The 15,491-nt window shown below is 41.8% G+C and carries 12 protein-coding genes; 1 reads left to right on the plus strand and 11 read right to left on the minus strand.

Annotation, left to right across the window (positions count from 1 at the left end; all coding sequences use genetic code 11):
- Window positions 1–707 precede the first annotated feature (707 nt).
- The 10 genes from ggt to grxB all read right to left on the minus strand — a co-directional run bounded on the left by ggt (window position 708) and on the right by grxB (window position 12,528).
- A complete protein-coding gene (gene ggt, locus C200_RS01065) occupies window positions 708–2,468 on the minus strand; it encodes a gamma-glutamyltransferase (protein ID WP_016212005.1) in 1,761 nt (586 codons plus the stop codon).
- A 280-nt stretch (window positions 2,469–2,748) separates the two neighbouring features.
- Window positions 2,749–3,405 carry a tRNA-(ms[2]io[6]A)-hydroxylase gene (miaE, locus tag C200_RS01070; protein WP_016210592.1) on the minus strand — a complete coding sequence of 219 codons (657 nt, stop codon included), beginning with the start codon at window positions 3,403–3,405 and terminating at the stop codon, window positions 2,749–2,751.
- 12 nt (window positions 3,406–3,417) lie between these two features.
- Window positions 3,418–4,923: an amidophosphoribosyltransferase gene (gene purF, locus C200_RS01075; RefSeq protein ID WP_016210586.1), complete on the minus strand. Its 1,506-nt coding sequence runs from the start codon at window positions 4,921–4,923 to the stop codon at window positions 3,418–3,420.
- A 21-nt stretch (window positions 4,924–4,944) separates the two neighbouring features.
- A complete protein-coding gene (locus C200_RS01080) occupies window positions 4,945–5,475 on the minus strand; it encodes a CvpA family protein (protein ID WP_016210593.1) in 531 nt (176 codons plus the stop codon).
- 79 nt (window positions 5,476–5,554) lie between these two features.
- The gene (folC, locus tag C200_RS01085) at window positions 5,555–6,817 is read right to left on the minus strand and encodes a bifunctional tetrahydrofolate synthase/dihydrofolate synthase (RefSeq protein ID WP_016210590.1); all 1,263 of its coding nucleotides are present in this window, start codon (window positions 6,815–6,817) and stop codon (window positions 5,555–5,557) included.
- Window positions 6,818–6,991: 174 nt separating this feature from the next.
- Entirely contained in the window at window positions 6,992–7,852 is an 861-nt protein-coding gene (gene accD, locus C200_RS01090) for an acetyl-CoA carboxylase, carboxyltransferase subunit beta (protein ID WP_016210587.1), read from the minus strand.
- Window positions 7,853–7,953: 101 nt separating this feature from the next.
- On the minus strand, window positions 7,954–8,739 hold the full coding sequence (gene truA, locus C200_RS01095) for a tRNA pseudouridine(38-40) synthase TruA (protein WP_230383266.1): 786 nt from the start codon (window positions 8,737–8,739) through the stop codon (window positions 7,954–7,956).
- Window positions 8,740–8,826: 87 nt separating this feature from the next.
- Window positions 8,827–10,152: a type IV pilus assembly protein FimV gene (locus C200_RS01100; protein WP_016210588.1), complete on the minus strand. Its 1,326-nt coding sequence runs from the start codon at window positions 10,150–10,152 to the stop codon at window positions 8,827–8,829.
- Between the two features lie 367 nt (window positions 10,153–10,519).
- Window positions 10,520–11,698 carry a formate-dependent phosphoribosylglycinamide formyltransferase gene (gene purT, locus C200_RS01105; protein ID WP_016210595.1) on the minus strand — a complete coding sequence of 393 codons (1,179 nt, stop codon included), beginning with the start codon at window positions 11,696–11,698 and terminating at the stop codon, window positions 10,520–10,522.
- Window positions 11,699–11,874: 176 nt separating this feature from the next.
- Window positions 11,875–12,528, minus strand: a complete 654-nt coding sequence (gene grxB / locus C200_RS01110; protein ID WP_016210594.1) for a glutaredoxin 2 — start codon at window positions 12,526–12,528, stop codon at window positions 11,875–11,877.
- A 135-nt stretch (window positions 12,529–12,663) separates the two neighbouring features.
- Here grxB and C200_RS01115 point away from each other — a divergent pair, with 135 nt between their 5' ends.
- Entirely contained in the window at window positions 12,664–14,604 is a 1,941-nt protein-coding gene (locus C200_RS01115) for an ATP-binding cassette domain-containing protein (RefSeq protein WP_016210596.1), read from the plus strand.
- On the opposite strand, the gene C200_RS01120 is transcribed toward C200_RS01115, so the two are convergent.
- A complete protein-coding gene (locus C200_RS01120) occupies window positions 14,601–15,209 on the minus strand; it encodes a TetR/AcrR family transcriptional regulator (RefSeq protein ID WP_129556498.1) in 609 nt (202 codons plus the stop codon). The two genes, C200_RS01115 and C200_RS01120, sit on opposite strands and share 4 nt — an antisense overlap.
- Window positions 15,210–15,491 lie beyond the last annotated feature (282 nt).

Raw genomic sequence — 15,491 nt, forward strand, 5'->3', positions numbered from 1 at the left:
TCCATGGCTCGCAGCGCATGAAAATATCCTATTAATGTTAATAAAGATTAAATCGATAAATCTTTGCTATAAATTAAATATTATTAACAATAAGAAGCGTCAATATCACACAACTTTCATACTATTACTCTTTGTAAAGTAAAGAAATTTATTAAATAAACTGGAAATTATCATATTAACTTCCAACTTTCACTCTTAAAATATATTTTAAAAGCTATTGACAGTAAAAAATAAACCAAGCTAATATTTACATTAACCAAGCTATAATTTAAATTGTTTTAAATAAAAGGCAATTACCCTAACATTAAAACTACATTTAACCAATATATATAAAGTTTATTAACAATATAACAATAGTTAGGGTAACTTACATGTTAATATGGTATTTAAAGCATACCACTAACGGTATGCCTTAATTTGAACAATCTACACGAGCTTATCCAAATAGAACCCCAGGGAAAAGCCAATAAAAGCTAATAGAGTAGCGACTACAGATAGACAACAATGATTGATATTTTCCCAATAAGTAACCTAGTCCATCACTAAAATAGTGTAAAGCAACTAAAAAAACATTCAGAGATTTATTTTAATCATAGATTTTTACGATCAAGCCTTGAAATTAAGCCATAATCTCAGATTTAATTAAATAAAAGGCAGGAATAAACCTGCCTAAATTATATGTATATTTAAAAGTCCTAGTGCAATAACTAAACTGCTTTTTTCGAAATTATCTCACTCGGACCTGCCGCCAATGCACCAGAACGACGTGGGTCTGCAACACCATAATCACCGCGAGTCTGGTTCTTTTCCACCGTTTGTGCAGAACCCATCGCATCAACAGGTTGAAGTTTGTGGCCCATTTCCTGTAACTTAAGTAAAGTATCTAAACTAATTCCCTGTTCATATAAAATCACATCCGGCCATAACTGGCTATGAATCCTTGGTGCAGCCACACTGCTCGCAATATTTAATCCATAAGTAAAACGGTTAAGTAAAACTTGCAAAACCGTGGTAATAATGCGACTACCCCCCGGAGAGCCTGTTGCTAATAATGGCTGGCCTTGTGAATTTAACACGAGGGTTGGCGTCATTGAACTTAATGGTCTTTTCTCCGGCGCAACTGCATTCGCTTCACCTTGAACCAAACCAAAGCCATTCGGCACGCCAGGCTTAGCCGTAAAGTCATCCATTTCATTATTTAGTAATATACCCGTTCCAGGGACAACATGACCATTACCATAGGAATAATTCAAGGTATAAGTATTTGTAACCATGTTGCCGTCTTTATCAATAATAGAGTAATGCGTCGTCTGATAACTCTCAGGATCATCAAATTTCTTTGCTGAAATTTTTGATGATGGTGTGTGATAACTCCATTGAATTTGCTGGCGTAATTGATCCGCATACTGCATAGAGGCTAAACGCTTTAATGGCATTTTAACAAAATTTGGATCACCCAAATAATGATTACGATCACGATAAACTAAATTCATCGCTTCAACCATTAGATGAATACTCTGAGCACTATTAAGACCTAAGTCTTTTAATGGAAAACCAGATAAAATATTGAGTAATTCAATCAGTGTCACCCCACCAGAACTTGGCGGTGGCATAGAATAAATCGTATAGCCATTATAGTGACCAACGATCGGCTCCAGCTCCTGCACTTGATATTTTTTTAAATCTGCAAGGGTAATTAACCCACCATGCGCTTTCATTGCTGCAACAATTTTTTTAGCGATTTTTCCTTGATAAAATGCCCTTTCTCCTTGTTGAGCAATTAATGAAAGGCTACTTGCTAAATCACCTTGAATCAATAAATCGCCCGCTTGATAATTTTGATTGTTCTTCTTAAAGAAAATCGCTTGAGATCTCGGTGATTTTTCTAATCTAGCTTTTGCCTGAACAAGAGAACTTGCCAAATCAGGTGTTACTCGAATCCCCTGACGAGCAAGTGCAATCGCAGGTGCTATCACTTGCTTGAGCGGCATCGTACCATATTTTTTTAACGCATAGGTTAAACCAGCCACTGTTCCTGGCACACCTGCGGCTAAATAAGTTTGGGTGATTTTATGCCGATCAACATTGCCTTCTTTATCTAAATACATATTCGCACTGGCAGCAAGTGGCGCTTTTTCTCGATAATTAATCGCAAGCGCCTTATGTTCCTTATTCAACCAAACCAACATAAAGCCACCACCGCCTAAATTACCAGCACGCGGCAAGGTTACTGCCAAGGCAAAGCCCACAGCCACAGCAGCATCAACGGCATTACCACCTTGAGCCAAAACATCACGTCCAACCTTAGTCGCTAAAGCTTCCTGACTTGCCACCATCCCCTGTGCTGCCCAAACAGGATGAAAACGCTCAGAACTCTCTTGAATAACCGGGGAACTAGCAAAGCTAGCATGAAAGGTAATGACCCATAGATTAACAAACAGACTAATAATAAATAACCGTAATTGCATAAGCACTCCTCGCTTGACCTTCTAAAATTATTCCATCAAAATATCATAGTATTTTGCAATTAAGCTAGAAAATAATTTATTCATCTAATTTGTTATTGTTGCAAAGAACCTGCTTCAGTAAAAACGTAAGCGTCGCTACCTCGGTAGGTATTTTGCACATCCAATGATGCAAAATCGCCGAGCAAAACGCGACGACTATAAACCCTCGGCTGTCCGCGTCACACAGCGTTACGTGCCTTGAATCGGCACACTCCACTACTGCGGCCTACTCACCCCGTGCTTAGCATTCCATGGCTCGCAGCGAACGAGGCACGCCACTGTGAAAACGAAACTGTTCATCGCCAGTTTCAATTAAATTACACTCAATTTTACGAAAACGCTCAACATGCTTATCGATACTTTCATCAGCAACCTTTTTGGCAAAGTGCAAATACATTAAAAAATGCCGTGCTTCAGACGCGAGCAAACCTTGGTAAAATTTTGCAAGCTCTGTATCCAATAAAGGAACTAATGCAGCAAAACGCTCACACGAACGTGCCTCAATAAAGGCGCCAATAATTAACGTATCAACCAAGCACTCAACACGCCCAGCACGAATATGCTGACGCAAACCCTCAGCATAACGCGAGGCGGAAAGCGTACTATATTGAATGCCACGTTTTTTCATAATCACTAATACTTGCTCAAAATGTCTAAGCTCCTCACGAGCAAGCTTAGACATACGCATTACCATATCAGTATGATCACTATAACGGTTAATCATCGATAACGCCGTCGTCGCCGCTTTTTTTTCACACTGTGCATGATCAATCAGTAAAATTTCTTGATGAGCTAAAGCGCATTCTAACCATAACTCAGGTGTTTTACAGCCTAAAAATACACAGGCGTCTTCAGCACTGGCTAACTCTTTAGCATAATAACTCGCAATATTTACCACTTAACTTATAACCTATAAATAACCCTGAAGATTGACTGTTTCTATATCAGGTTCATTATTTTTTTTAGCACTTGTCCGCTCCTGTTCAAGCCTCGCCAAATATTCGCTATCAATGTCTTGCGTCACATATTTGCCATCAAAGACGGAATTATCAAATGCATTAATCTGCTCATTACACGCCGCGACCGCTTGGTTTAAAGCCTTAAGTGTTTGAAAAATTAATTGATCCGCCCCCAAAACGTCTTTAATTTCCTCAAGCGTTTTACCATGGGCGACTAACTCAGAGGCAACCGGCATATCAATACCATAGACATTCGGGTACATCACCTTAGGTGCTGCAGAGGCAAAAAACACTTTTTTCGCGCCCGCTTCTCTGGCCATTTGAATAATTTCACGCGAGGTTGTGCCCCGGACAATTGAGTCATCCACTAATAATACATTTTTACCCGCGAATTCAGTATTAATAGTGTTCAACTTACGACGCACTGAATGCCGACGCAGCGCCTGATCTGGCATAATAAACGTACGACCAACATAATGGTTTTTTACAAAGCCTTCCCGATACGGCAAGCCCAACACCTGTGATAACGTAAACGCTGACGTCCGGCTACTATCTGGCACCGGAATCACCGCATCAATCTGGTCAAGATCACACAACTCACTCACACGCTTGGCTAAGTGCTCTCCCATATTAATCCGCGCTTGATAGATAGAAATGCCATTCATCACCGAATCTGGGCGTGCTAAATACACATATTCAAAAATACACGGGGTATAACAGGCATTATCCGCACAAACTCGACGATGAACATCACCAGCCTCACTAATATAGACCGCTTCACCTGGGGCAACATCACCTTGTAGCTCAAAACCAAGCATATCCAATGCGACATTCTCTGAAGCAAACATATGCTCTGTGCCTTTTGCCGTCTGCCGGGTGCCATACACTAATGGTCGAATGCCATTGGGGTCTCGAAATGCCAGTAAACCATGGCCATTAATCACCGCCAATGCAGAAAACCCGCCTTTGCAGCGATCATAAATCCGCTCTACGGCGTAAAAGATATCATCAGCCGATAGTTTCAGCTTACCAATACCTTGCATCTCATGGGCTAATACATTAAGCAATACTTCTGAGTCTGAACCGGTATTAACATGACGGCGATCAGTGCGAAAGAGTTCTTCTTTTAGTTTTTTCGCATTAGTAAGATTACCATTATGAGCAAGCGCAATACCATAAGGCGAATTAACATAAAAAGGCTGAGCTTCTGCCTGATCTGAAGACCCTGCGGTTGGGTAACGCACATGACCAATGCCAAGCTGCCCCTCTAGTCGCGTCATTTGTCGTTGGTTAAACACATCTCGAACTAAGCCATTTGATTTACGTAAATAGAACTTACTATGTGATGCTGTTAAAATACCGGCAGCATCTTGGCCGCGATGTTGTAACATCGTCAAACCATCTAAGAGCGCCTGCCCTACAGGATAATGACCAACTAACCCAACAATACCGCACATGGATAATCTACCTCGATTTCATTAATTTTTAACCGCAGAAGCATCATCTTCTTTGGGTTCAGATTCAGAGAGCGAAAGTAATTCTTTAGGAATATGGGCGCGAGTCCACTGCACTGCCTGGGTTAGATAAGGCACCAATCTGGCACCTAGCCAGTCACTTTGTTTTGCAAAATCTGTCGCATTGACAGCAAAAACGATCAGCATAACCAGCAATAGACCACGGGCTGCACCAAAAATAACGCCTAACAAGCGATCAGTTAAATCCAACTCACTTTTTTGCACAAGGCGAACCAATATAGCCGCAATCAGCATACCCAACAATAAAATAGCTAAAAATATACAAACATAACTGATCGCATATTGAACTGAAGGCAGCTTAGAAAAATAATGAAAGCGGTCAGCAAATTGCGGAGCATAACGCATAGCCCCCAAAAATGCACCGGCCCACACCAGCAAGGATAATAACTCCCTGACAAAACCACGAGCTAAGCTTAATACTGTCGAAATCCCAACGATGGCTAATAATACGATATCAACCCAATTTAAGGACATAACCTATACCTTCATCTGCATCTGCATAAGAAGACACATCATACCTGAAAACATCAGAAAAATCAGTGCAAAAATAATATTACAGTACAGCGTAACTTAGCCAGTTAGCCACGGTAAAAAAAGAGCCAAAGACCAACACGCGATCTTCGGGTTGAGCCTGTGCAAGTATCGCATCATAAGCATCACCAACATCAGTAAAACATTGACTTTCAACACGACAGCCCTGCTGATAAAGTATCTCTTGAACTGTAACTGCCGGTGCTGCTCGAGCAATATTAAGATCAGCAACCACCCACTGATCAATGCTGCGAAATAGCTGCTGAACGACCCCGGTAATATCCTTATCGGCCATAATAGCAAATAACCCCCAGGTTTTGCCACTGCAAGCCTCTTTACTCAACTGTGTTGCCAAACATTTCGCCGCCGCAGGATTATGTGCAACCTCTAAAATCGTTAGCAACGTGCCATTGTGAATTACCTGAAAACGTCCTGTCAGCTTGGCGTGCTTTAAACCATGCCCAATCGCATCACGCTTCACCGGCAATCTGTCTTGCAATACACTCACCACCTGCAAGACTGATGACGCATTGTCCAAAGCAAGCTTTGGCATCGGCAACTCATGCAATTCTGTTTCAGCATTCCACCAACCCCAACTATCGCCATGAATTTCAAAGCCAAAATCACTGCCTTGCAAGGATAAAGACGCTCCAAGTTCACGTGCATAATCAATCAAACTGTGGGGAGGCTGATCATCACCACACACAGCAAAACCTTGCGCACGCAAAATACCCGCTTTTTCTTGCGCAATCGACTCACGATCAGTGCCGAGCCAGGCTTCATGATCGAGCGCAATACTACTAATTAAAGCTAAATCTGCATCGATAATATTAACCGCATCTAAACGACCGCCTAAACCCACTTCAAGTAAAATCATATCCAGAGCGTGCTGCTTAAAAACCCATAACGCATTTAACAAGTTAATTTCAAAAAAGGTTAAAGCCGTATTTGTTGCAGTGATAGCCTGTGCAATTGTTGAAAATGCCTGGCATAACAGCTCATCGCTTACCTCCTCACCACGTAAACGAATTCGCTCGTTATAATGTAAAAAATGCGGTGAGGTAAAACTGCCAACTTGAAATCCGGCCGCGGTATAAATCTGCTCTAAAAAAGCAACACAGGATCCCTTGCCATTGGTTCCTCCAACAGTGATAACAATAGGCCCAACAGCTAACAAACCTAAATGGCTCGCAACGGTTCTAACTCGCTCTAAACCAAAACACATCTCATCAGTATGCTGCTGCTCTGCCCAACTTAACCACGCTGATAATGTCCATTGCTCCATTGTTATGCCTTAACTCCGTTCATTTTTATCACCTTTAACCGCAGCCTCCTCAATAAATATGCCTAAATTTTTTCTTAATTTTTTACTACGTTATCTATCATCTCAATGTTATTTAATTGATAACTTTTTAAGTTGAATAAAAAAGTAAGTCAGTCACTAAAATAGGCAACTAAATCAAGCAGGTAAACCCATCAATTTACGCAATAACGAGGCAAGCTGCTCACGCATTTGTAAGCGATTGACAATCATGTCAACCACGCCATGCTCTTGCAAAAATTCACTGCGCTGAAAGCCTTCAGGTAATTTTTCACGTACCGTCTGTTCAATCACTCGAGGACCAGCAAAACAAATTAACGCATTTGGCTCAGCAACATTAACATCTCCAAGCATCGCAAAACTGGCTGACACCCCCCCTGTCGTCGGGTCGGCAAGTACAGAAATAAACGGTAAACCTTCATCCGCTAACCGTGTTAGTGCTGCACTGGTTTTTGCCATTTGCATTAAAGAGAACAACGACTCTTGCATGCGTGCACCACCACTGGAGCTAAAGCAAACAAAAGGTGCCCGTATTGCCAACGCTTTATTCACACCTTGGACAAAACGCTCTCCCATCACCGACCCCATCGAGCCTCCCATAAAACCAAACTCCATTGCCGCTGCAACAACAGGCATCGCTTCTAAGGTACCAGACATCACCACCAGAGCATCAGTTTCTTGGGTTTTTTTCTCAGCGCTCGTTAAACGATCTTTATAACGCTGCACATCTTTAAACTTTAACCGATCCGCAGGCACTACATCCGCACCAATTTCCTCGCGACCTTCAGCATCTAGAAAAATATCCAGGCGACGACGCGCGCTGATACGATGATGGTGGTCACACTGCGGACATACATCTAAATTTTTATTAAGTTCAGGAAGGTACAGAACAACCTCACAGGATTTGCACTTTTGCCAGACCCCTTCAGGAACCCCTTTTTTGTTACCTGCAGACTCTGTTCGCGCTGCCGAAGGTAACAGTTTTTCCAACCAACTCATATCATGATCTCTAAATTGTTTGTTGCAAGCATAACATGCATTGCAATGATAAGCTGCCTATTATATCAGCCTCATGGCTAACAGCAAAAGCCTTATTAAGATCAAATTAAAATCAACGGTTCAATACGTGCTGCGGGTAATTCAAACACATCAGGATAGGTCACATTAATAAAATATAAACCACTGGCCGGTGCAGTGACTCCAGCCTGGCGTCGATCACATGAATTCAACACTTCTTTTGCCCAAACCGGTGCTTTATTGCCACTGCCAATTGTCATTAATACACCAGCAAAGTTACGAATCATATGATGCAAAAATGCATTCGCCTCTACATCAAATATCACCATATTCCCTTGTCGCTGCACAGTAAATTCATCAATACGACGCATTGGCGTATTCGATTGGCAGCCACTGGCTCTAAATGAAGAAAAATCATGTTCTCCAAGCCAGTACTGAGCCGCCTCCTGCATCGCATTTTCATCTAAAAAATAACGACAATACGTCATTTGCCGCTGCCACAGCCCCAAACGCACCGGCCCGTTGTAAATCATATAGCGATAACGGCGCGATAAGGCAGAAAAGCGCGCATGAAAATCATTACTTACAGACACAGCCCAATTTAAATTAATATCTTTGGGCAAATAACTATTCGTCCCCTTCACCCAAGCATGTAGCGGCCTGATTGCATCAGTATCAAAATGAATAATCTGGTGGCTGGCATGTACTCCGGTATCCGTCCGACCTGCACAAACGGTCTGCATCCTGTGGTTAGCCACTTGGCTTAATGCGCGCTCAACATGCTCTTGAATCGAAGGAGAATGCGACTGCTGCTGCCAACCACAATATGCCCCCCCTTCATAGGCCAAACTGGCTGCTATTCTCATCATCACCTAAAATTAATATCTATAATAAATAATCTAAAATAATAAATTAGCTGACGATTCTATCCTGTTTAAGATCGATGCGCTACCTTTCTAACGTCCTGTATGCTGCATACGCTCGATTGTCGCCCGAAGTACCGCTTGATCTTCTAAGCGACGCACATGCTCACGACGTAAGCGCCAAGCCAACCAAAACAGCCCCAAGAATAACAACACAACAACAGCCGTTCCCCAATAAGTCAAACTATCCAGCGCCTGTAACCATAACGGCTTCTGCTCTGGGATTATTTCCCTCGGTAGCGACTGCCTATAGCCACTCGTCACTGAATGAACCACTGTTTTTACTGATAATGGCGCAGTAAAATTAGCCATATTATCAGAAGTTGCAGCAGAAGACGTCGCAATAGGATTCACAGATGCTTTCTCCACGCTAAACTGTGGTTGCGCATGTCGATAATGACGTTGTCGCTCGACAGTCAAAACTAACTGGCCCATTTGTGTCTCAAAACTCACCAGCTGTTTATGTAACTTCTCATTATCTTGCTGAATATTAACCAATGCGCCTTGTAAATTCTGTATCTGCAAAACTAATTGCTGGATAACCCGCCAATGACCATCGCTATTTATCAAAGGCAAATCTCCCGGGGCAAGATGGACCACTTGATCCGCAGTCTTTGGCCCAGACAAACGCTTACCCTGCTGCCACGCTTTAATTTGCTGTTGCACCACAAAGCGGGCGCCACGTTTAGGAATCGTTGCAATGATTTGCTTAGGTGGTATTAAAAGCACTTGGCCTCGCTGCATTTGATTCATATCCCCAGCAATAAATGCCCGAGGGTTTTGCTCTAGTAACGCCAGCATTGTCTGCTGTACGGTTACGCTTTTACTTGGACGCACACGCTCAGCAACTTTCCACAAGGTATCATAGGGGCGAATTGGTCCATACAGTTTCCCCTCTAAGCGACCGCTACTCTGCGTTAGGGTCAAATTTTTATACGATTGATACAGTTTTGAATAGTATTGCTTTGTTTTTTCTAAATTCAGCAAAAAACCTTCTGTTTTTTGTCCATGAGGCCAGCGAATATCTAAGGCAATTGCTGATAAGTCAGATAACGGCCGCGCACTACGAATATAAACTAAAGCTGATCCTTTACGCCCAGCAAATACATTAAAATTTAACGATGCTATTTGACCAGGTAGCAAGCCCAGTTTTCTTAGCTTCATTGCTGATGGCATCGTCACTTTGATCTGCTGATAAGACGTTGCACCCAATTGGTTAATTGCCAGTACTGCACGTAATGGCTGCTCTGGCTCAGAAAATACCGAAAGCTCGCCAATGGACAAAGCAAACACATGAACGCCTGTTACATTAAAGAAAGTAAACCCCAACGCCATGATAGCAAGACGCAGTAATTTCATCTTCTTCCTTGAATTTCACTCATTACCTTTTTAACTTTAGCCGGAGTTTAACGGCAAATCGAGTCGCACATTCACTAACTGCAGCCGACCATCATCAACCCACTGTTCTTTAAAGAAAACTAAAGATAGAAAATAAAAAATATTATAAAACACTTGGGAACCCGGGGCATGCTGAACACACACCCAGGGAAACCACACGTTAAGCTAACCGCTAAACAGTGCAGGCGCTTTAGTAAAAGCGTCATCTTCGCCAATGGCTACAGAGCTCGTCGCGCTCAGTACTCCTAAACTATATAGGCGCCCAAAAAACAGCGAAGTTCAAATATATGCGTCTTAATTTTATTAACAATCAGACAATGTCTTGAATTTACTCAAGCACCGCCTGAACAGTGTCTCTAACCAAACAAGCCCGCTCACAGGCCTCTTGAATGCTCTCACCTCGCGCCAACGCCACCCCCATCCGTCGCCGCCCAATAACCTTTGGCTTACCAAATAACTTTAAGTCACTTTCTGGCACCCTTAAGGCCTGATCTACCTGGTTAAACGCGACCTGGCAAGATTCACCTTCTACCAATAAAGCCGCCGATGCTGCAGGTTGCTTTACCGTAATCTCTGGTATTGGCAAGCCTAATAACGCACGCACATGCAAGGCAAACTCAGACAGGTTTTGTGAAATCAACGTCACCATACCCGTATCATGTGGCCGCGGTGACACTTCATTAAAGTAAACATCTGCCCCTTTAATAAATAATTCAACACCAAAGACTCCATGACCACCAAGTTCAGTTACAACCTGCTCTGCCAACCGCTCTGCCTTACTCTGAACCTCCTGAGTTAAAGTCTGTGGCTGCCAAGACTCACGGTAATCTCCCTCGCATTGACGATGACCAATGGCTGGACAAAATGATATACCATCACGATGACTCACGGTTAACAAGGTAATTTCAAAGTCAAAATCGATAAAGCCTTCAATAATGACCACATCAGTTTCAGTCCTGCCTCCTGACAACGCATATTGCCAAGCAAGCTTTAACTCATTGGCATTGCGCACGATACTTTGACCTTTCCCGGATGAACTCATAATCGGTTTTAACACACAAGGATAACCTATCGCCGCTATCGCAGACTGACATTGCTGCCACGTTTCAACGACTTGAAAAGGTGACGTTGGCAGTGCCAATGTTTCTGTTGCTAGTTGTCGAATCGCAGCGCGATTCATGGTCATATGCGCCGCTTTCGCACTAGGCACCACTTGCACACCTCTAGCTTCAACCTCTAGCAGCACCTCAGTGGCAATTGCCTCAACCTCAGGCACGATAATATGTGGGTTTTCCTCAGCAATGAGCTGACGCAACAATGATGCATTGGTCATTGCTATCACATGACAACGGTCAGCAACTTGCATCGCCGGTGCATGCTCATAACGATCAACCACAATAACCTCAATACCAAAGCGTTGCAGCTCAATCACAACCTCTTTGCCAAGCTCGCCACCGCCAAGCAACATCACCCGTTTTGCCGTTTTTGAAAATGGTGTACCTATCATGAAACTCAACCCTAAAACCTTAAATAAAAACAGGTGATTACTCACCATGCCTTAGCTACAAATTAATGTACGATTAACTAGCTAATTAAGCTTACTGATATACTACTTAATCTATAATCTATAAAACCTATAAATATTTTTTATCTATAATATGTTATCTAGTATAGCTCTAGCTTTTACAGTGCCTGATTATAATAAAGATCAACCCCTGTCTGCTCAGCCCAATGTGCGAGATATTGCTTAAGCTTGTCTGGCAAGGGTATATCTTTTACCAGCGTCAAGTTCACTAACGGCGGAACCAAGACAATATCTGCATAAGAAATAGCACCATCGACCGTTTCAGTGTGCGTCAATAACGCTTCAAGCTGAGCAAATACTGGCTTTAATATTTCAAAATACTCTGCTGTTTTTGCCAGACTTTCTTCTAAAGTGCACTCTAAAGATGACTCGAATTTATGACGCAAATAATCCTGCGCAGCCTGACTTTCTAGTTCTTTAAAGCCTGCACGTAACCAACGGGGTGCTAATAACCCATACACTGCACCACGTGATTCAGTTAGAATAGTTTCAATTTCAGCTTGGCGCACTGAAGCGATAATCGCGGGACCCGCATGATTTTCATCAAGGTATTTAACGATATCCAGGCTTTCTCCCAAATAATCACCTGCAACTGTTTTCAATACCGGCAACATTTTTTTACCAATCAAACGAGTTGGCAATTCACTGTCTGCATAGTCAACAGCAACAGCCTCATAGGGAATATTTTTCAGCCCCAAAGCTAAACGTACACGGACACAATACGGACAATACTTATATTCATATAACGTCATTTTCTCTCCTTATTTTAAATATTTTCAATCAATGACCAATAGTCCAGAAGCTCGCTCATACTTTAGGCTGTCATCTTGGCATGGACCATGTACAATAACAAGGTCTAATAGCAGGATAAAGAGCATACAATTCCCATGATTCAATTCGATCAAGTGACGGTTCGCCGCGGCCCGCGTGTATTATTTGAAGACGCCTGTTTTACTCTTCCCTATAAGGCCAAAGTCGGCCTCATCGGCCAAAATGGTTCTGGTAAGTCCTCTTTATTTGCAGTCCTGCAACATCAATTAACCATTGATCAGGGCAACTACTTATTTCCTAAAAAGATGCGCATTGCCCATATTGAGCAAGAAACCCCCGCGTTTAATTGCTCAGCACTTGACTACGTTCTCGATGGTGACTCCAAACTAAGGCAATTACAACAAGAACTCTACACAGCTGAAAATAGTCACAATGCCCTAAAAATCGCTGAACTTCATCAACACTTACATGCTATCGATGGCTACAGTGCAGACGCACGCGCCGCCCGCTTACTGAGCGGTCTCGGCTTTACACATCAAGATAACCAAAAACTCGTCAGCTCTTTCTCAGGCGGCTGGCGCATGCGCTTGAATCTCGCCCAAGCATTAATGAAGCCCTCAGACTTATTATTACTGGACGAACCGACCAATCACCTTGACTTAAATACTATTATTTGGCTAGAGCGTTATTTACAGCTGTACCCAGGAATGTTAATTATCATCTCACATGATCGTGATTTTCTTGATAAAGTCATCAGCCATACACTGCATATCAACCAAGCAGGTATTGACTATTACCTAGGAAATTACAGCCAATTTGAGAAACAACGTGCTGAAAAAATCACTTTAGAACAGGCAACACATAAAAAAATCATGGCCAAGCGCCAACATTTACAAAACTTTATTGACCGCTTTAAAGCCAAAGCATCGAAAGCACGCCAAGCGCAAAGTCGAGTAAAAGCCTTAGAAAAACTAACACAGATTCAAGTCACTCAAGTAAGTTCACCCTTTCACTTTAGTTTTGGCGAAGCACCAAACTGTCCATCACCGATGGTGATTATGGATAAACTACAGCTGGGCTACAACAACCATATCCAATTACAAGATATTAACCTGGCATTAGCCAGACATGATTGCATTGGCCTAATTGGCATCAATGGTGCAGGTAAATCGACTTTGTTAAAATCCATCTGCCAAACATTAGCACCACAACAAGGCTCAATTCATATTGAAGCAAAAGTTAGTATTGGCTACTTCGCTCAGCACCAAATCGATGAACTCAATAACAATCAAAGCCCTTTTGAACATCTATCAGCAATCTCTGAAACAAAAAAGCCAGCGACAGACCAATACATTCGCAGCTTTCTTGGTGGCTTTAATTTTCAAGGTGATCGTATCTTTGAACCTTTAGAGCAATTTTCAGGTGGTGAGAAAGCACGCTTTGCTCTGGCAAAAATTATTTGGCAAAATCCTAATTTATTAATTCTAGATGAACCAACCAATCACTTAGATATCGACATGTGCAATGCTTTAAATTTTGCCTTACAAGAGTTTAATGGCACATTAATCCTCGTATCACATAACCGACATTTACTCAACAGCTGCACTGACCAACTCTGGATTGCTAATAATGGCAAGGTCACTCCATTTTCAGGTAGTTTAGATGAATATATCCAACAATTTTCAGAAAAAAATAAAGAAAATAATACTGCTAAATCATCTGTGCTGCCCTCACAGCCAAATCAATCGTTAACACAAAATAATAATAAAAAATACTCACGTAAAGAAGCGGCTAATTTACGTACGAAGCGCAAGCCATTTTCAGACCAATTAAAACGCACGGAACAAACCTTAGAAACCTTACAAACTCAATTAACAAAAATAGAAGAAAAATTAACCGATAACCAGCTCTACCAGAACAACCACAAAGCTAAACTTGACCAACTACTCACAGAACAAACTCAGCTTAAAAAACAACTTGAACACTGCGAAGAAGAGGTTTTTAGTGCTCTTGAAACTCTTGAAAACTTTGATCAGGAAAATAACATAGAGACTTAACCTCTTAGGCCATTGATAAAAATATGAATTAAGTGCTTCACCATGATATTTATTGGCGATTGTCCAGTTGACACTAATTTATCCCGTGCATGTAGATGACAAATACCATGAATACTCGCCCATAAAATACGCGTTGCTTCAGTTAATTCAGTACCAGTTAATCGTGGTATTGCTTTTTGAACGGCTCTTTCTCCATAACTAAAGAGCAATGCAGTCTTTTGCTGATAACTGACTGGAGAGTCTAATCGATCCGCATTTAAACGCTGCATTAATTCCCACAATGGATAGTATTCACTAGCAGGACGACTAAACTCCAAGTAAACCGCTGCAAGCTGACGTAAGCCATCTTCACCATCACATTGCCCTAAATCAATCTGAGCGATATGCTCAATCAAAATATCTAAGGTTTTTTCATTGAGCATAAAAATGATATCTTCTATCCCTGCGATTCCTTTGCGGTACATTTGCGTCACTGATGTTTTGGCTGCCTTGGCAATCTCTCGCATTGACAGTTGTCCAATACCTTCAGTAATTACTAGATATTTCGCTGTATTAACAATATGTTTCCTATATTCAGGCTCTGACATCACAACAGGGCGGGCCATATTTATTTTCCTCATTATTTACCACTCTTAATTATGTTATCACTGTTTACATAACCAAGCCAACTCATTATACTTAGGCAATTATATCGCCCTCCGTCATCTGAAGTGCAACACTCAGTAGAGAGTTCATATTCATACAGATAAACTCTCTAGTTCTCCTTTTGACTTAGAGGGTAGAGATGGTTTATCGGCACTTAAATGAAAAAGATCGTTTTTATATCGAACAACGGTTATCAGCGTAAGCGTCGCTACCTCGGTAGGTATTTTGCACATCCAATGATG

The sequence above is a fragment of the Piscirickettsia salmonis LF-89 = ATCC VR-1361 genome (genome assembly GCF_000297215.2).
Lineage (GTDB): Bacteria > Pseudomonadota > Gammaproteobacteria > Piscirickettsiales > Piscirickettsiaceae > Piscirickettsia > Piscirickettsia salmonis.

What these genes read in the sequence shown, in the direction of transcription:
- ggt (WP_016212005.1), bottom strand. Translation starts at nt 2,468, where the DNA reads ATGCAATTACGGTTATTTATTATTAGTCTGTTTGTTAATCTATGGGTC.
- purF (WP_016210586.1), bottom strand. Translation starts at nt 4,923, where the DNA reads ATGTGCGGTATTGTTGGGTTAGTTGGTCATTATCCTGTAGGGCAGGCG.
- C200_RS01080 (WP_016210593.1), bottom strand. Translation starts at nt 5,475, where the DNA reads ATGTCCTTAAATTGGGTTGATATCGTATTATTAGCCATCGTTGGGATT.
- folC (WP_016210590.1), bottom strand. Translation starts at nt 6,817, where the DNA reads ATGGAGCAATGGACATTATCAGCGTGGTTAAGTTGGGCAGAGCAGCAG.
- accD (WP_016210587.1), bottom strand. Translation starts at nt 7,852, where the DNA reads ATGAGTTGGTTGGAAAAACTGTTACCTTCGGCAGCGCGAACAGAGTCT.
- truA (WP_230383266.1), bottom strand. Translation starts at nt 8,739, where the DNA reads ATGATGAGAATAGCAGCCAGTTTGGCCTATGAAGGGGGGGCATATTGT.
- C200_RS01100 (WP_016210588.1), bottom strand. Translation starts at nt 10,152, where the DNA reads ATGAAATTACTGCGTCTTGCTATCATGGCGTTGGGGTTTACTTTCTTT.
- purT (WP_016210595.1), bottom strand. Translation starts at nt 11,698, where the DNA reads ATGATAGGTACACCATTTTCAAAAACGGCAAAACGGGTGATGTTGCTT.
- grxB (WP_016210594.1), bottom strand. Translation starts at nt 12,528, where the DNA reads ATGACGTTATATGAATATAAGTATTGTCCGTATTGTGTCCGTGTACGT.
- C200_RS01115 (WP_016210596.1), top strand. Translation starts at nt 12,664, where the DNA reads ATGATTCAATTCGATCAAGTGACGGTTCGCCGCGGCCCGCGTGTATTA.
- C200_RS01120 (WP_129556498.1), bottom strand. Translation starts at nt 15,209, where the DNA reads ATGGCCCGCCCTGTTGTGATGTCAGAGCCTGAATATAGGAAACATATT.